This window comes from Robertmurraya beringensis (assembly GCF_042433785.1).
GTDB classification, from domain to species: Bacteria; Bacillota; Bacilli; order Bacillales; family Cytobacillaceae; genus Robertmurraya_A; species Robertmurraya_A beringensis.
In genome coordinates this window covers 45,930-62,056 of the sequence record NZ_JBHLUU010000114.1, presented here as the reverse complement: position 1 = coordinate 62,056, position 16,127 = coordinate 45,930, and the positions used below count along the sequence as shown (strand labels likewise).

At 35.6% G+C, this 16,127-nt stretch carries 20 protein-coding genes and 1 pseudogene; 4 read left to right on the top strand and 17 right to left on the bottom strand.

The features are described from left to right. Together ACFFHF_RS17340 and ACFFHF_RS17335 are read left to right on the top strand one after the other, a co-directional pair. Positions 1–428: pseudogene (locus ACFFHF_RS17340) on the top strand (Tn3 family transposase); the annotation flags it as partial. Further along, complete coding sequence (locus ACFFHF_RS17335; protein WP_377058709.1) at positions 411–749, top strand: DUF6262 family protein; 339 nt, start codon at positions 411–413, stop codon at positions 747–749. The pseudogene ACFFHF_RS17340 and the gene ACFFHF_RS17335, both read left to right, overlap by 18 nt. 216 nt (positions 750–965) lie before the next feature. On the opposite strand, the gene ACFFHF_RS17330 is transcribed toward ACFFHF_RS17335, so the two are convergent. Beyond that, positions 966–1,124, bottom strand: a complete 159-nt coding sequence (locus ACFFHF_RS17330; protein ID WP_160548900.1) for a hypothetical protein — start codon at positions 1,122–1,124, stop codon at positions 966–968. A 17-nt stretch (positions 1,125–1,141) separates the two neighbouring features. Next, positions 1,142–1,825, bottom strand: coding sequence for a hypothetical protein (locus tag ACFFHF_RS17325; RefSeq protein WP_160548899.1), 684 nt, complete (start codon positions 1,823–1,825; stop codon positions 1,142–1,144). A gap of 742 nt (positions 1,826–2,567) precedes the next feature. On the opposite strand from ACFFHF_RS17325, the gene ACFFHF_RS17320 reads away from it, so the two are divergent. Next, on the top strand, positions 2,568–2,981 hold the full coding sequence (locus ACFFHF_RS17320; RefSeq protein WP_160548898.1) for a hypothetical protein: 414 nt from the start codon (positions 2,568–2,570) through the stop codon (positions 2,979–2,981). A 63-nt stretch (positions 2,982–3,044) separates the two neighbouring features. On the opposite strand, the gene ACFFHF_RS17315 is transcribed toward ACFFHF_RS17320, so the two are convergent. Next, positions 3,045–3,554, bottom strand: coding sequence for a DUF4367 domain-containing protein (locus tag ACFFHF_RS17315; RefSeq protein WP_160548897.1), 510 nt, complete (start codon positions 3,552–3,554; stop codon positions 3,045–3,047). 262 nt (positions 3,555–3,816) lie between these two features. Between ACFFHF_RS17315 and ACFFHF_RS17310 the strand changes: the two genes are divergently transcribed. Continuing rightward, positions 3,817–4,074: a hypothetical protein gene (locus tag ACFFHF_RS17310; RefSeq protein WP_160548896.1), complete on the top strand. Its 258-nt coding sequence runs from the start codon at positions 3,817–3,819 to the stop codon at positions 4,072–4,074. Between the two features lie 357 nt (positions 4,075–4,431). On the opposite strand, the gene ACFFHF_RS17305 is transcribed toward ACFFHF_RS17310, so the two are convergent. The 14 genes from ACFFHF_RS17305 to ltrA form a co-directional block, all read right to left on the bottom strand. Continuing rightward, entirely contained in the window at positions 4,432–4,977 is a 546-nt protein-coding gene (locus ACFFHF_RS17305) for a hypothetical protein (RefSeq protein WP_377058706.1), read from the bottom strand. Between the two features lie 24 nt (positions 4,978–5,001). Further along, positions 5,002–5,166 (bottom strand): aspartyl-phosphate phosphatase Spo0E family protein, encoded by a 165-nt coding sequence (locus ACFFHF_RS17300; RefSeq protein WP_377058705.1) that lies wholly within the window; start codon positions 5,164–5,166, stop codon positions 5,002–5,004. 126 nt (positions 5,167–5,292) lie between these two features. Continuing rightward, entirely contained in the window at positions 5,293–6,141 is an 849-nt protein-coding gene (locus ACFFHF_RS17295) for a hypothetical protein (protein WP_377058704.1), read from the bottom strand. Between the two features lie 23 nt (positions 6,142–6,164). Beyond that, positions 6,165–8,321 (bottom strand): type IA DNA topoisomerase, encoded by a 2,157-nt coding sequence (locus tag ACFFHF_RS17290; RefSeq protein ID WP_377058703.1) that lies wholly within the window; start codon positions 8,319–8,321, stop codon positions 6,165–6,167. Between the two features lie 21 nt (positions 8,322–8,342). Further along, positions 8,343–8,552 carry a hypothetical protein gene (locus ACFFHF_RS17285; RefSeq protein WP_377058702.1) on the bottom strand — a complete coding sequence of 70 codons (210 nt, stop codon included), beginning with the start codon at positions 8,550–8,552 and terminating at the stop codon, positions 8,343–8,345. A gap of 378 nt (positions 8,553–8,930) precedes the next feature. After that, entirely contained in the window at positions 8,931–9,227 is a 297-nt protein-coding gene (locus ACFFHF_RS17280; RefSeq protein WP_377058708.1) for a DUF2325 domain-containing protein, read from the bottom strand. 100 nt (positions 9,228–9,327) lie between these two features. Beyond that, positions 9,328–9,738, bottom strand: coding sequence for a hypothetical protein (locus ACFFHF_RS17275; protein ID WP_377058701.1), 411 nt, complete (start codon positions 9,736–9,738; stop codon positions 9,328–9,330). Between the two features lie 139 nt (positions 9,739–9,877). Next, on the bottom strand, positions 9,878–10,510 hold the full coding sequence (locus tag ACFFHF_RS17270; RefSeq protein WP_377058700.1) for a hypothetical protein: 633 nt from the start codon (positions 10,508–10,510) through the stop codon (positions 9,878–9,880). A gap of 24 nt (positions 10,511–10,534) precedes the next feature. Beyond that, positions 10,535–11,101: a hypothetical protein gene (locus ACFFHF_RS17265; RefSeq protein WP_377058699.1), complete on the bottom strand. Its 567-nt coding sequence runs from the start codon at positions 11,099–11,101 to the stop codon at positions 10,535–10,537. Further along, on the bottom strand, positions 11,098–11,769 hold the full coding sequence (locus tag ACFFHF_RS17260; protein ID WP_377058698.1) for a hypothetical protein: 672 nt from the start codon (positions 11,767–11,769) through the stop codon (positions 11,098–11,100). Before ACFFHF_RS17260 ends, ACFFHF_RS17265 begins: the two co-directional genes overlap by 4 nt. 369 nt (positions 11,770–12,138) lie before the next feature. Then, a complete protein-coding gene (locus ACFFHF_RS17255) occupies positions 12,139–12,993 on the bottom strand; it encodes a hypothetical protein (protein ID WP_377058697.1) in 855 nt (284 codons plus the stop codon). Positions 12,994–13,006: 13 nt separating this feature from the next. After that, entirely contained in the window at positions 13,007–13,591 is a 585-nt protein-coding gene (locus ACFFHF_RS17250) for a hypothetical protein (protein WP_377058696.1), read from the bottom strand. A 26-nt stretch (positions 13,592–13,617) separates the two neighbouring features. After that, positions 13,618–13,803 (bottom strand): hypothetical protein, encoded by a 186-nt coding sequence (locus tag ACFFHF_RS17245; RefSeq protein ID WP_377058695.1) that lies wholly within the window; start codon positions 13,801–13,803, stop codon positions 13,618–13,620. Positions 13,804–13,836: 33 nt separating this feature from the next. Then, positions 13,837–15,651 (bottom strand): group II intron reverse transcriptase/maturase, encoded by a 1,815-nt coding sequence (ltrA, locus tag ACFFHF_RS17240; protein WP_377058694.1) that lies wholly within the window; start codon positions 15,649–15,651, stop codon positions 13,837–13,839. Between the last annotated feature and the right edge of the window lie 476 nt (positions 15,652–16,127).

Genomic DNA, 16,127 nt, shown 5'->3' with positions numbered 1-16,127 from the left:
GTTTATCATTCGAGGATTATATGACGGAGAGAACCAGCAGCCTTAACAAAAGGTTAAAGTGGTTAGCTACCAATTCCAACAAGTTAGACGGGGTTTCTCTTGAAAAAGGAAAGCTGTCAATTGCACGATTAGAAAAAGATGTTCCAGAAGAAGCAAAAAAATTTAGTGCAAGCCTGTATCAGATGCTCCCAAGAATAAAATTAACTGATTTACTTATGGATGTTGCTCATTTAACAGGATTTCATGAGCAATTCACTCATGCATCTAATAATCGAAAACCAGATAAGGAAGAAACAATCATTATCATGGCTGCCCTTTTAGGAATGGGAATGAATATTGGTTTGAGCAAGATGGCCGAAGCCACACCCGGACTTACATATAAGCAACTAGCCAATGTAGCTCAATGGCGCATGTATGGAAAGGCTCTAACCTATCAAAGAGTTGATGATGCTATCAAAAGTCTGGTTAGGAAAAAAGAGATTATTAACTTTAATAGTGTAGCTATAGAAGCTGGAATATCCAAGGCAACACTATATAACCACAAAGAATTACGAGTGAGAATCGATTTATTGAGAAAACAACAAGGAAGAACTAGTGCGACCTTAAAAAAGAAAGATGACATAAATGAGAATAGCAAAACTGCAATTATTGAATCGTTACAACGTCGTATTAAGAAACTTGAAGGTGAAAATAAGCAGCTACGAAGTCAATTAAAGATAGCATATTCAGATGTATATAAGCATATCTAACAGATTGCTAATTAACTATAGGGGAAAGATAGTAAAACAAAGCCTTGATACATTTATTAATGTAACAAGGCTTTTTTATTAGACGACTCTGCGAATGATGCTATTCTAAGCAATCCTTTTTTAGTAAGATTACGATATTTGACTTTGCAATTGATCGGTTCAATGAGTCTATATATTTCATTTCATTAACAACCTTCAAAATACTCAGATATATATTCAAGTATCTTTATTTTTGACTCTTATTCTTCTAATGACCTCACCTACGATCAACCCAATGGCAATAGCTATAATTGCTGGCAATTCGATTGTACTGTCAAAGAAATATAAAATTAAAGCTGCAATAATAAAACCAATTAATATACCTAAGTAGTTCATTTGAATATCACTTCTTTCTATGGAGTACAGGAAGCTGGAATAGGTTGAGAGCTGAAGAACTTCCCGCTTTCAACTATTGAAGAAACGACGCTACGGCTAGAATTAGTCCATACTTTAGTTTGATTAAAATATGGAGTTGCTGAACATTTCATTGGATATCGATATTGATAAATTGTGTAATATAGTGTTGATGCAGAACCTATGAATACGCTTACGGCAGCCAAACAACCACTATAAGGAGCTTTAGTTACAGTAGATAATGCTGCTGCGGCCGCTGATGCAGTTAAAGTTGCAATATTTAAACTATAATTAAAGGCACCAACATATGTTCCGCCTGACGGAACGGCCATAATAGAGAAATCTCCTGATGTATTCTGCTGTTCGTTAACTTCAGCTATCTCAAACTCTTGCTTTTCACCATTCACAAATAGCTCTTTTGTATTAGGATCATATTCAATTATAGTCGTGAAATCCTTTTCAATTAACTCAGCATACACAGTTCCGTTGGCTTCGGTTTTACGTGTAAACGTCGCTTGGCCGTTTTCTGTCTGAACAATTTCTTTAGTGACTTTTGTTTTGTTGTTTTCATAGTAATATTTCTCTTTATTAACTTGACTTGTTTCTGCAGAGGCCGAAGAAAAGTACGGGAACATTAAAGATAAAGATAAAAAGGTGATACCAACCAATTTCTTGAATTTCATTATTCCCCCTCCAATCAATATGTCTTCCTGTTAAGTCTATGGTGTTATAGAAAAAAAGATTCTAAATAGACAACCAAATTTTAAAATAAAAACCAAAAATTGTAAATAAATTTATAGTTTTTTGATTAGAAAGAACTATACTTATACTAAATTTGGGAGTATATAGAATATGTACACTTTGAGATATTTTAATTTAAGTCTTGATAACGCAAACTCTACTATATATGTATCATCGTTGTAATAACATTTGTGATACAAACATTTAAACAACACCTCAAAAGATATTTTAAATTGGAGCTGATAAAAATAAATTGGTTGAAACCTGTAACCTAAAGCCATGAAATAGTAAATAAATTACTATATGATAATTTGAGTGAAAATAATCTATTTGATAAATTAAGGAACAAGATCAATCAAAAGCAAAATAATTACACCTATAGTTCCATTTTTAAACATACATGGTACAATAAGTTACTCATAGGTAATGCTGAAACCATCCTAACGCTCTCCAAAGTAAGGGATGGTTTTCACGCAAAGAATGACCACTAGTTGCATGAACTAGTGGTCTTTTTACTTTTGTAGTTGGTTAAAAAGCACTGATTAGAATGGATGGAGTGACTCTAAATACCTATCAATACTTAGACTTTATGCTTATTTTCACATAATTCAGACTTATTTATAGAAAAAAATGTAATATTATTCTATAATTTGGATATATTAATAAGTTGGAGGTTAAATAATTATGAAGGTGTTTGCAAAAAGAATTTTAATCACTAGTTTTCTATTAGCGTGTATTTTCACTTTAATTCCTAATATTCAAACAGAAGCTGCTGTTAGTGGAGAATTTCGAATTTGGGCACAGGATAATGGAGATTATGATGGTGTAAAGATATGGCATCATCAAGGGGGGAATATCTCTGCAAAAATATTTCAACAAGGTATACATAGTGGGCAGCAAGCCAATACAGTTTGGACGTTAAGGACAGCTTCTGGACGGGAAATTAGTGCAACTTACTTACCGTTTGATTACAATGGCACCATAACATTTTATAGTGTAGCACCGGGTGATTACACGCTGACTTGGAAATCACTAACCAACAATGATACAGAGGGGACATATCGAGTTTATAGTAACGGCGGCTCTATATTTAAGTAAGATTAGTTAGGGGAAAGTTCTACATTAAAGATTGTTGAACTTTCCCCTATTTTACTTTTACTGTTACTGTTCAGATATCATAGATTCAGCAATCTGAACTAACTCAGCTTTTGACAATCTAGAGCTGAATAGAGAAATTAATGTATCCCCTTGAATCCACATTAACGTTCCTCCAGTAACCTCTTTATACTTCTCGGTAGGTAATAGTTTCTGAAATATAGCGTTTATACCTTTTATTTTCAGATTTTCACCAAAATCGTCTAATTTACCATTTGATTTAGTCTCTGCTATAGATACCATTAAATATGTATCAGTCTTGTCTAGATAATTTAATCTTACAAGCTGTATTTTCTCTGACTCCTTTGACTCTTCTGTTGGTTCTTTTATTTCTAATATCCAATCCTTTGGAAGCTTGGTAGGCATTATAAATTTAAAATCTGTTTTATCCTTAAATTTTTCGACTTGAGGTGTTTGGTCAAGATGAATAGCAGTACTCATTTTTTCCTTATTACTATAACCTATATAATTTAAAAGTAATACAGATATTAGTGGTGGTAAAATAAAGAATTTCATTTTTAAAAATTCCCCTTTCTTTTTTATTAGTATTGGGAATTAAGGACCAACTAATACCAACAACATATATAGTTTCAAAAAAATAATTATAATTCTAAGCATCCAAACATGTCAGCCAAAGTATTCTCCCTATGTATATATATTTTTATATTTTTTCCGTTTTTGTCTTTTGATTTAGATTCTCTTTATAACGTCTAATAGAGAAAGGATCTGAAAGACGAAATTCTGTTATTACATCCTGGTCAGATAGCCCTTTTGATAAGTGGTCAACTCGAAAATAAGTATTGGAGACAAACAATATGTTGTAGATTTAAGTCCAGTAGGTATCAAGCTTGAGAATGTTTTTAAAGATATATATTTTGGAGGAATTATAAAATATGAAGTAGAAAACAAACATCTTATCGCTAGGTTAACTGCTCAAGTTTCTCCAGCATACTCTATTGGTGAAGTTATTATCACTTTTGAATATCGTGACAAAATGTATCAAGCAAAATCAGTGGACTTTCATCCCTACAAATAAAGTTTGTGAATAATTTTACATAAGCTAACAAGGGCGTTGTTTTAATAAGAAAGGCCATAACATATTAGCCATATAAAATATGTTATGGCCTTTAATTTATTTACCATTTTTTAATTTAGGTCTTGATAACAAGCAGTCCGGGAAGCTTTTAAAGTCATAGACTATGCTTAAATCAATAGGTGTCTCTTCGTTTGGTGTAGTCATATTTTACCCTCTCCTTAGTTAAATGAGTAAATAGTCCTTTTATTAATTTATCTACAGAACCCTTTTAATAATAAAGTAGGAGATATAAAAAACCAATTAGAAATTTAAGGCCGGCCGTCTGTTCATAAGAGGGGATTAAGAATTCTTTGTGCCTTATGATGGAAACTCACCTTTTATTTTGTATTTGATCTTTACCGTTTTCCACTTGTCTCTATTAATGTTAAGTTTGTTAGCATCTATATAGTCATCGTAACCTTTTTCCTTTGATAGCAAAAACAACTCAAACTCTTTTTCACTTATTTTTTTTCCTCCATAAAAAGCACTTATTATAATCTTGCCATTAAAGTCCTTATGGTTGTAATTATTGACCACATAGTTTATATTCCTGTTACCGCTGGTAGAAGCTCCAGTTTTATATAACTCTACAAGGATTTTTTCAGTGGTTTCATCTTTCGGTAAATCATTCTTTATTAGTGCGTACTTTTTATCCATTTTATCAATTAAAGGTTTCTCTTCGGTATAATAACTAGCTATTAAAATAGGAGTTATGATAAAAATCAATACCCCTAATAATAGCAAGTTTGATTTTTTCCAAATGGCTTTGAATCCTTTTTTTCTAAAGAAAAAAGCAATTATCGGAGATACCATTCCTACTATAATAAATACAAATACCGCTAAACCGCCTAATATATCAAACAAAGTTGTTCTCCTCTCCCTAAATAACTACTGACGTTGCTGGTAAGTAAGAATTAGTTTATCTAATTCCTGGCTTAACCGCACCGTGTCCATGTTTTTAATGCCTTTTTTTCGAGAACTTTCAATCATAGCGGCTCTAAGTTCCTCAATAGATTTCATCAGCTTCTTGTCCTTGGTGATTGCTTGTATCATCTATTTTCCCTCCTTAGGCTATGATCGATTACGATTCCTCTGGCATTAGTAACAATAATCATCGTCACATTACTATTATCTGTAAGAATAAACATTTTCCTTCACCTCTACGTTAATAAGAAAGACTTAAGGTAAGAACTCAATATATTTATTGGATTTAATATGTAGCTCTGAAGTATTCTTGCCTTTAAATTCGTTCTTTTTTAATCTAAATCCATAAGCAAGTACTTTTCGGTCAACCAGTTGCTCGTCCTTATAAGTGAAGTGTTTAAAGTACTTATCAAAAATAACTAAACTAAAGACCACATTATTAACAGGTTCAAAATTAAGATAAATAACCTTTTCTCTTCTAATCACTTTCCGAATGGTCCCATATACAAAGTAGCTAAGTGTATCATCCGCTTCACCAGACCATGCTAGTTCATGGGCACGTTCACTACTCACTACTATTTTGGATAAAGGTATCTTCCTACCTTTAACGCTGACTAAGATGGTTGCTAGAGTATCAGGTTCATATAAAGTAAGAAGCTTTACAACGGCCTTTAGAGTGCTTATACTGTTGGGGGTAGTAGACTCCTGCTTAACTTTAATCTCATTAGGATCCTTTACTTTCTTCTGTTGAGACTCCTCTTTCTCCACTACCTTTTTTTGATAATCCGGATCAAGCTGAGCCATATTTAATCGGATAATCGTTTCTGGAAAACCCTTATCTAATAATTCATCTTGATATTCATTAACTTTCGCGATACTTTCTTCAAATGTTAGTATCTTAAAGAACCCACAGCTCTGTTTATGTTTGGAGTCCTCATTCTTACCTGTCGTTTTAAAGTAAGGTACGGTAGAATCAGTACCTGGAACATAGATGATATTGGTCTTACATGCTTTATCGATACAATAAATCCTCTTTCCATGTGTGTCAGGATTGTACTCTGCAGCAGTAACCACCTGTCCATTATGTAACATGGCTGAATTCATAAAGGCCTCTCCATTCTGTATGGTTATTTTGGAAAACGATAGATAATCTTTTTTTGATTCTCATCCCATGCTACAAAAGCATCGAATGTTTTCTCTTTCTTCTTACTAAGGAAGTTTTTTATAAGAGCCGTTTGCCCGGTAGCTAACAGTTTTTTCGCATTTTCCTTACTAATCGTCTTCTCTGATAGAGTCTTTGGAATCTTAAAGGAACAGTTGTTTTTGCTGAAATTACTACATCCATAGAAGGTGTCTCTTTCAACAACTGTCCCACCACAAAGTTTACATATTCCTATTTCCTCTGCTTTATTGATTTCTTGAATATAATCTGAGAAATCCCAATTCGATGAATCGGCTATAAGTTTTTCTACGATTTCAGCGGTGATCTGTTCCGTCCTTTTGACAAATTTATTTACATCACCTTTGCCTTTCTCGATTTCCTTAAGATAACGGTCCATTTGTCCAGTAGTAAGGACAGAGGTAACATAACTATTTAAACCTAGAGCTTCAATAAGAATTTTTCCTTCTGGCAGCATGAAGACTTGGTTTTTCACTATCTTTACATAGCGTGTAGTAAGTGTATCTACAATCCCTGCCCTAGTTGCTTCTGTACCTAATGAAAGTTCGGCCTTTTTGAAATCGCCTTTATCTTTTACGTAATGGGAGGCATTCACCATAATCCCAATAAGGTCCCCCTGGGTGAAACGAGCTGGTGGGGTAGTTGTTCCTTCTTTTAAATCAGTGGCAATCACTTTTCCCATTTGTCCTTCTTTAAGTGGAGGTAGAGTTACATCTACTTCATCCTCTTTTTCGGTACTGGTAGCACCTTTATAAACGACTTTCCACCCTTCTTCTTTGGCAATATTCCCTTTACTTTTGAAAGCAAATTGGTCCTGGATGGTAGTAAGTATTTCGGTTGAATCGTACACGTAATCGGGACAATGCGCGGCGATTACTGATTTGGCTACTAGGTCGTAGATTTGTTGCTCTCCTTTTGGTAAAGTGAGTGGATCAACCTCGTCCTCTGTCGGAATGATGGCATAGTGATCACTAACTTTAGAGCTGTCCGTATATCTCTTATTCTGAGAAATGTCACCTGTTGCCTCCTTAACCAGCACCTGATAACAATCATATTTAGACAGGTTTTTAAGAATGGTAGGCATCCATTCAGCTTCCCCTTCAGTTAAGTATCGTGAATCTGATCGTGGGTAAGTCAAAAGAGACTTATCATATAAAGACTGACAGTACTTTAAAACTTCTAGAGGAGCCATTCCGTACATTTTATTTGCTTGAATTTGTAAGGCAGACAAGTTAAATAATTGAGGTGGTTTAATTCTCTTTTCTTCATTTACAACCGTATGAACCTTAGCAGGTTGTGTTTTAATATACTCAGCAAATGCCCGAAGCACTTCTTCCTCCATATCAAAAATATGGTCAGATTCTTTGCTAACCCATTTTCCAATTAGCACATCTTCTCCGAATTGAAATGTACCAAACAGATCAAAGTAGTGCTTACTAACAAAAGTCTCTATTTCTTTATCACGTTGATAGATGATACCGGCCAGTGCAGACTGAACACGACCTGAAGAAAAGACTTTTTTATTGATTCCCTTTTGTTTTAATAGACAAGTTAATGCCCGAGTCGTTGACATACCTAACACCCAATCGGCACGTTGCCTAGCAATTGCAGCACGGGATAAGGAGGTATATTCAGAACCATCCTTCATATTTTTAAAGGCCTTTGTTACGGAATCCTTAGTTAAACTAGTTGCCCAGAACCGTTTGACAGGCTTTTTGTTATTTAAATAACTGAGTATTTCGGTCACAAGTAGTTCTCCTTCACTTCCAGGATCCCCACAATGGACAATCGTAGATATAGACGGGTCTTTTAACCACTTTTTGTAATTATTAAGAATCTTTCTTTTATCAGGAACCGGCTTTAATTTATATTCGGATGGAATAATTGGAAGGTTTTCGAGTGACCATGTTTTATATTCTTCTGAGTAGTCGCTTGGTGAGTATAGTTCGAGGATATGTCCAACAGCCCAAATAGTCACTGCTCCGTCAGGGAAAATTTCACACGGGGCAATGACTATATGGTCTCCCTTATCGGTATGTTTAAATGGTTCACAAAGTTTCCTAGCCTGGGCAGGTTTTTCAGCACATAATAGCATTTTTCCCATTACCCGCTAACCTCCTATTGCTCACATGACATGGAGCTCTTTATCTAATATGTAAAATCGAGAACAAAACCACTCGTCATGTTCATAACCAGTTGGATGATGTTTAGCGATAATGTGCTCTTCCCCTTTATCATCGATGACTTGTAATCCTTCAGAAGTAATGGTCCCAATATATTCTTTGTCTGTAGTGAAGTTTTCGCTTCCGCAATCATTGATACATCTAACTACCATGGTTTGTTCTACCTTTCTATTAAATTTGAATACAATAACCCTCTAGGCAGATAAGGAGTAATCCTTTCGTCCGCCTGTACAAGAAAAAACATTTTAAGGGGATGGAGATTGTACTATCTCCCTAGAAGGTTACTGATGATTCCATTTACGATTGATATATCTGCGGTTCAACGATCTTATCTGTTGCCACATTAAGTAATCTGCTTTTAAGAACACCTGAATCCATTTTCTTCACTTGCCTAACAAACTCATCTAAGTCCTCAATCTCTCGAATAGCATCGATTAAAAGCTGTTCCGCTCTAGTAGTTCAACTTTTTTCTTTTGTTTATTGACGACTTTAAAAGTCATCTCTTTGTTGCGTTTAAGCATTTGTTCCTCCTAAGCTGCAGCAGGTGTGTTGAAGAAGCTAACACACTTTTGGATAGCCCCACTTGCTCCTCTTCCATCATGGGTGATCATTTGGATTCCTTGTTCCTTACAAACTTCTTTAACGATGTCCATGCTGACGTGTCCTAGTGCTCCAAGAAGGATTACCACTACATCCGCCTTTTTTACAATGGTTTTAAATTCTTTTTTATTCCCACCGTTCCGGGACTTCCCACAATGAAACAAAACGTTAACTCCGTATTTTTTACCAATTTGCTTGTAAGTTGTTTCCTGGCTTCCTCCAAAAATAGCTACTAGTCTTTTTCATCATTAATAACCCCCGATTTCTTGTTTAATATTTGTAATAAATATACCAAATGCTAAACTGAAATCAAGTGTTTTTTGTAATTTATTTGGATGTTAATTTCTTTAAGAAGAAATGTCCAACATCTGGATGGACGTAAACCTCGTTGTACTCAAGGATATTTCTAATCACATGTATCATATCTGAAGTAGGCATGTTCTTTATTAAAAATCCATTATAGAGATCTAAATCTAAATGGTGTATTTCGTTTGCTTCTAAACTCATGACAACAATCTTTGAGCCACGTTTACGCATATCAGAAAGAAAATGCTCTGTATCTTCATTAGAGACTTCATCTACAATAATTAGTTTGGGTATCGTATCATCATTAAAGTTCTTCAAGTCTTTTGAGTCCCTTTTAATAATGCCGAACACATTACCAAACTTTATTTCTAGAAGTTTAGACAATCCCTCTAGGAATGAAGTCCTTTCATTGATAATCAAAATTTCCTCCATAAGTGTCCCTCCTTACGAATACAAATAAAAAACCCTATTGCAAAAGAACATACGATGCACGTATGCCTTCACAATAGGGTTCGTCCCTTTAGTCTTAAGTTACATATATTATAACGTGTTTTATTATGTAATTTCAACACTACTTTACCCAATTTACTGGCTTTGGGCCTGAAGAGAAATTTGTAACCACTCCGTTTGCTAAAAGACCATATTGGCCATACCCTTCTTCATCAACAACCCATACTGCTTTTGAGGCAAGAGGTATCGAGGACTTGTGATCATGTAGAGGTATGGGAGACTTATACACTTTTGGTGTCCAGCCCGTTACGGCATGCTCCCTATCAATAGGAGTTAGCATTGGCTTTTTACATAGGTTTACTACCCAACAACCAAAAGTTTTACACGGTGAAATGTACCAATAGGCATCTTCGCGAAATGCTGAGAAGTCAGGTTCGAGAGGATATTTATAGGTACTCTTGTACACTTTCTTACCTGCAAATTCCCAAATTTCCTGGTCATCTAACAAATGGTTGTCTTCTTCTTCAATAAGATCAAAACGAGATTGGACCGTTTTTCTATGTAATTCAGGAATCATCATGCTCTTGTGTAAGAACAAACCACATTTTGAGGCTTCATAAGCACTATCGACATCAACAGAAAGATGTATACCACATTTTTCAGTTTTCTCATCAAAATACTCACAAGAGTTTCGACAAGTAATGGCTTCAGCGTCATTGGTCTTCTTTGTATTATCTATCACAAGTTTTAACATAAGGATCACCCATTTCCTTTGAGATTAAACGGCTCCTAAAACAATTGGAGCTAGAATAGTTAGTAATGTGAGTACACCAGCAATGCCCCACATCCGCTTACTCCATCTCCCGAATTCAGGATGTTTAATCAAATGGAAGAACAAGTAGAATACGAGTCCGATAGAGATCATCCAATCAACAGTGGAGTAACTAGTAGCAGTAATTAAGTTTATCAAATCACTTGCTAGCAGTGTAACATCCTTTTTATCTGTTGTAAACAATAAAAGCATTAGTACTCGAATCGAGAAGAATGTGATTGGAACCCAGATTAATAATCCAGTAGATCCTTTCATCACTTGTCCCGTCTTTGTAACAATAGAATATCCCAACCTAACCGCTCCGAATAGAAACATGAGTGTGAAAATAGCGGAGAATAGATTAGAAATAGTTGGAGCAAGATTATTTACGCCATCTGTCCAAATTCCTAATTGCTCGTTTAGTGTTGGTTCAGAGTTTCCTCCAAATTGTAACGGGCTCGCATTAACTGTCACCGGTAATAGTAAAATTAGAAAGAGTGAAAGAATGATAGGATGTGTAAGTTTCTTCATCATTTTTTACCTTTAACTTCCAATCTAAAGCAAACAGCAGTCTCATATTTTGCAATATTGATTCTTCCATTTACGATTGGTAATTTCACTCGATGCTTATAACGACCTTTATTGTAGTCGATAGCCTGGTCAATTGTTGAAACCCATTGGCGTAGGATTTGGTTATTAGGAGCCTGAGCGTTACTAATAATTGGGTTAACCTTTTTAGCATCAATGTTCATGAAGAATCGGATCGTATTTAAGCAACCATCATGCCAAACTAGTTCTACTTCAGACAAATGTGCGCGGAATGGAACTAGTGAATTCAGTAGTGGCATAAGACGGTTAAGAATTTGTGGTTTCGAATTTTGCCGCGAAAATGCTGTATATACACCTAGTTGAATAGAATCTTGCTCAAATTCCCCTTCCGGATCAACATTTATCGTTGCATCAAGGTTTACTTTGAAGTTACGACATAATGGTCCTAACCATGAAAATTCCGAATATACAAGATGGTCTTCAATGTTTTCATAGTACGTATCTGCTTGAGGAATACCTTCCACTCCAAATGCATCTATGTATAACTGTTCCTTCTTGTAAACAAATTCAATCTTGTTAATTCCTATCTGTTTATTTCTTATCGTTTGGCTCACTTCACTGATGTGAGCTTCTGTTAGTATAGGCGCAGCCATTCTTGTTGGACCCCTTTCCCTTGCTAATATTTTTAGTTATTGCATGAAAAAAGACTAACTCTCTATAATTCTCTATCTTTATGGTTTCTATATCGTCTTTTTTTCTATATTGACTCAATTACAAATCTCCAAGACTTGTTAAGGATATCCTACTATTATCCTACGCAAGTGTTTCGTATTATAAACCAAATGTCCTACATGTTTTTGTCGTTTCATGTCGAAAATATAGAAAAATTTATAGAGATTGTTTCATGCTTGAAATATCTACTTTTTTATCCAAATGTTTACTGTTACATCTGGTGTAAAGAAGGAATTTCTTCCTTCCTTACACCAAAAGGCGACAAAATGTCGCACAATTGGAAATTATTTTTAAATAGCAATTCGAACATCATCTTCAAATAAGAATCGTTCTTCATCAGGTATCATGTACTCGTCAGTTGCAAATGTCTCTACTCGTACTAGATTTTCCACCTGAATGTCTTTGCCATTTCGAATAACGTCTAGAATTAAAACGTCATTCTTGTGAATTCTAGAAGCTCTTTCACCAATGTTTAACCAGATCCGCTTTCCATCAGAAACATGAATATATTGTTCTTCCATTCCAATAACGGAAACGACCCACTGCTGTGGCCCTTCAATACAATCTACGATCTTGGCAGAAGCGAAGGCTTCATAACCGATTGGTGATGTTACTTCTTCTTCTCTCATAAGGTCATCCATATGAATACAATCTTCTTGATTGTCGATAAACTCTTCTTCATATGCTGTAACAAAAGTCTCTTCCTCGATAAAATCTTGCTGATCATAATCTGCAAGGCTTACCATGTCATAGTCGAAATCAAACTCAGCTGGTGCTTCTTCCATCTCATAGATAGCAATAGGTTCATAGTCTACTTCTACACTTAAATTTGAATCCATTCCCAATTCAAGTTGAAGTTCTGCGAATAATCCTTCTGCCTTTTCATCAAGTTCAGGTTGTACAACTACTGGTTTAATAGGAATAACAGGAGCTAGTACCGGTTCTTGACTAATTGATGTTTCTACCAGATAAGGTTGGTGTTCGAAAGTCTCTACAGGCTGTCTACAATCCTCTACCCATTCAGCTAAACGCTCATAATAAGCATAGTATTGTTGCACCTTTAATTCTTGAACTCTAACAAAAATATAATTTTCGACCAGCCAGTAAAAATATACTAGCCAATCGATGGTTAACGTAATTGTCATTGATTTATTCCCCCTAAAATAATTCAAACGCTAATTGTCCAGTTACCGGAGCAGTACGTTTCTTTTTAGTTTTTACTTTGTCTTCTGCCTTAATTTCAAACAATGAAATCTGTTCTTCAGCAGCAACAATCTTTCTCTCATATTCGGTTAAATAAGCAACCATTTCTCCGTCTTGAATACAATCGATTCCAAAGGCTTCAATGAGATCTACCTCTAACACTTGGTTTACGAAGCTAAATCCATTAATCTTCCCTTGTTCAATATGACTAGTAATGGTTGATGATTTGCGAATAAGTACGTTTTTAGAAGAATCGGTTTCGATGTGTTGGTTGACCCAAGCAACAAATTGATCTTTAGGTGTTAACACTTTCTGCTTCTTCTTCCCGATTCCCGCTAGAATTTCTCTTGCGCGATCGGAAGCTTCCGCTGTCCATTCTTCTGTACTTCCCTTAAGGACTTTGCCTTTTTTAATAGATTCAATCAACATCGTTTGAAGGTCTGCATCATCGGATCCTAACATGGCATTAAGTCCATCTGAAGAAGCCTCACCGTTAATTGCACCAGCCGCCTTATTCTTTTGAGCAATAAGCATCGCCATGGTTTCTTGATACGTATCCTTATAAGCTAGATAGTAGAGTCTGCATTCTTCGGATTGACCGATACGCCATGCTCTTCTACTCGCTTGGTTGATGGTAAAAAGAGACCAGCTAAATTGATAGAAAATGAGCGTCGGTGTACATAGCAGTCGGGTAGGTCGGAGATGTTACCACCTCTTTCCCCCCTAAGAACCGTACTTGTACCTTTCAGCACATACGGCTCAAGCCACCTTTCGTCCGAACCAACTTAATACTTAAACTTCTTGAAAGCCTTTTTCATAAGATTGATTGCCTTTTTTGAATTCACGTTATTAATCCCATTGGTTTTCAGATACTCTACGACTTTTGGTAAAGTTTTACCGCCACCGTATTTCTCCAAAAGTACATGATGTGATTTATGACATGATTTGTGTAACAATTCGAAGTTATCATAAGAATCTTTTCCTCCGATTATTACAGGCATAGTATGATTGGTTTCAATAGGTTCGTCTCCCTGTAAGGATTCTCCGCAAACTCTGCATTTGTAATTAGACTTTTTCGCAAGTTTTCTTTTTGAATTAGTATTTTCCCTATCGAATATCTTTTCATCTCGTTTATCAAAGTAAGCTTTAAGTGAAGCATCGAATGGACTGTTATGTTGCTTAATCTTTACGTGTCTTTCAATTTTCGTCCAACTCATACAAATGAGCTGCTTGGTATTGTCGTTAGGACACGTTAATATCCATTTATCTTTACTTACACCTGTATGATCTGGTTTAAAGTACATCTTTCTCAGTTTCTTAATTGAAGTTCTATGATGTCTATGTTTCAAGTAAATTAGTACTCTTTCATTGACATAAGTATCAATGTCTCTGAATATAACTTTGGCTACCGTTGGCGACCAATAGTTTGCAATTCCTTGAATCACTCGATTAAGTTTTTCAATTAGTTTTGTTGTTTCTCTACCTTTGCCCCAGTCAAACACTTCTTTGATTTTCCGTTTGGCGTTTTTCACACTTTCATTGGATGGTTTAATGAATAACTGGTTTCCTTCTTTAGTTGGGTATTGTCGAACATTAAATCCAAGGAAGTCGAAGCCTTCACTAATATGAACAACTCTTGTTTTCTCTTGTGCTAATTTCAGACCACGCTTATCTAGATATGGTTGTAGTTTCTCGTACATTCCACGGGCTTGTCCTTCCGTAGGACATACAACAACAAAATCATCTGCGTATCTAACTACACCAACTGAATTCGGGTATAATTGTGCGCCATCCCGTTTAGGGTAGAAGTATTTAACTCCTATTTCTTCTTCCATCCCATGTAAGGCTATATTTGCTAATAACGGTGAGATTATGCCTCCCTGTGGTGTTCCCTTATCTGTTGAATAGAATGTATCGTTGTCAACGTATCCACTTTCTAACCATTTCTTAATGATTTTGTTATTCGGGAAGTTATTAATACGTTCCATGATGAAATCGTGATTAAGATTGTCGAAGCATCCTTCAAAGTCACCTTCAAATATCCATCCTTTGTTGGTTTTCCTATTCAATTTAATGTATAGGTCGCCTATAGCATCATGTGCGCTACGTTTAGGTCGGAATCCGTATGATGACATTTCAAATTTAGCTTCCCATTGTGGTTCTAAAGCGTTTTTGAACACGTTTTGATACACTCTGTCAATAATTACAGGAATGCCTAACGGACGTTTCTTTCCATTCTTTTTAGGAATATATACTCTTCTTGCAGGTTTGACTTTAATATTTCTTACACTGTACATTTTGAGCTTGTTGAATAGTTCAATACGTTCTTGTGGAGTGTTCGAAATATATCCATCAATTCCAGCAGTGTTTTTGCCTTTGTTTTCTTGCGTTACTCGTTTAATACTAAGCAACAAATTCGCTTTGCTTCTAAGAAGAAGCCTTTGTAATTTCCTTACTTTTCTTGTTTGTTTAAGTTGTTCGGCACGATAGATTCGTTGTTGAAGTTTCCTTACGTAGCGATTAACTTGGACCCAATTAATTGAATGCCAGTTATCCACTAGTGGGGAAACAGCCGACGCAACATGATTGTTGGTTTTCATAACATATCTCCCTCTCTTTTAAGGATTATTCTTTTCGCTTTCTATACATGTTGATGACCACGTGGAAGTCAGCAATCTTTCGATTTGGGTATTGCCCTATCCGACGGCTTATACTAATGAGTTTTCACCTTAACTTTCGTTATGTCGGCATTCGCTTTTTCCACATTCCTCTACCCTCTGCATATTGTGGTTCCCTTACGGTCCCCCTACCTCAAATGAGAGGAATGCATAGGGCTTACCAAGTTTCACTAATAATAGATACGTTAGGTTAGGCATCCCTCTTTACTCCGGTGGATCTATAGGTCATTGCACAGTTCCTCGACCGTAGAACTTTTCTTATCCACATCTACAAGCTTTAACAACCACAGTACGCTTGTTGTCGGTGACGAAGACTACAAAGATTCAGCTTTCGCTTATACCTTCCTAACTTTCCCTAGCTCTTTTGGAATTCTGCGTAAATTCCTCCATTAAGCATT

Coding starts and splice junctions, on each gene's coding strand:
- ACFFHF_RS17325 (WP_160548899.1), bottom strand. CDS start 1,825: ATGAAATTCAAGAAATTGGTTGGTATCACCTTTTTATCTTTATCTTTA.
- ACFFHF_RS17295 (WP_377058704.1), bottom strand. CDS start 6,141: ATGAATTCAGCCATGTTACATAATGGACAGGTGGTTACTGCTGCAGAG.
- ACFFHF_RS17335 (WP_377058709.1), top strand. CDS start 411: ATGTATGGAAAGGCTCTAACCTATCAAAGAGTTGATGATGCTATCAAA.
- ltrA (WP_377058694.1), bottom strand. CDS start 15,651: ATGAAAACCAACAATCATGTTGCGTCGGCTGTTTCCCCACTAGTGGAT.
- ACFFHF_RS17260 (WP_377058698.1), bottom strand. CDS start 11,769: ATGGCTGCGCCTATACTAACAGAAGCTCACATCAGTGAAGTGAGCCAA.
- ACFFHF_RS17270 (WP_377058700.1), bottom strand. CDS start 10,510: ATGTTAAAACTTGTGATAGATAATACAAAGAAGACCAATGACGCTGAA.
- ACFFHF_RS17320 (WP_160548898.1), top strand. CDS start 2,568: ATGAAGGTGTTTGCAAAAAGAATTTTAATCACTAGTTTTCTATTAGCG.
- ACFFHF_RS17330 (WP_160548900.1), bottom strand. CDS start 1,124: ATGAACTACTTAGGTATATTAATTGGTTTTATTATTGCAGCTTTAATT.
- ACFFHF_RS17315 (WP_160548897.1), bottom strand. CDS start 3,554: ATGAAATTCTTTATTTTACCACCACTAATATCTGTATTACTTTTAAAT.
- ACFFHF_RS17250 (WP_377058696.1), bottom strand. CDS start 13,591: ATGGCGATGCTTATTGCTCAAAAGAATAAGGCGGCTGGTGCAATTAAC.
- ACFFHF_RS17265 (WP_377058699.1), bottom strand. CDS start 11,101: ATGATGAAGAAACTTACACATCCTATCATTCTTTCACTCTTTCTAATT.
- ACFFHF_RS17285 (WP_377058702.1), bottom strand. CDS start 8,552: ATGGTAGTTAGATGTATCAATGATTGCGGAAGCGAAAACTTCACTACA.
- ACFFHF_RS17275 (WP_377058701.1), bottom strand. CDS start 9,738: ATGGAGGAAATTTTGATTATCAATGAAAGGACTTCATTCCTAGAGGGA.
- ACFFHF_RS17290 (WP_377058703.1), bottom strand. CDS start 8,321: ATGGGAAAAATGCTATTATGTGCTGAAAAACCTGCCCAGGCTAGGAAA.
- ACFFHF_RS17300 (WP_377058705.1), bottom strand. CDS start 5,166: ATGATACAAGCAATCACCAAGGACAAGAAGCTGATGAAATCTATTGAG.
- ACFFHF_RS17255 (WP_377058697.1), bottom strand. CDS start 12,993: ATGACAATTACGTTAACCATCGATTGGCTAGTATATTTTTACTGGCTG.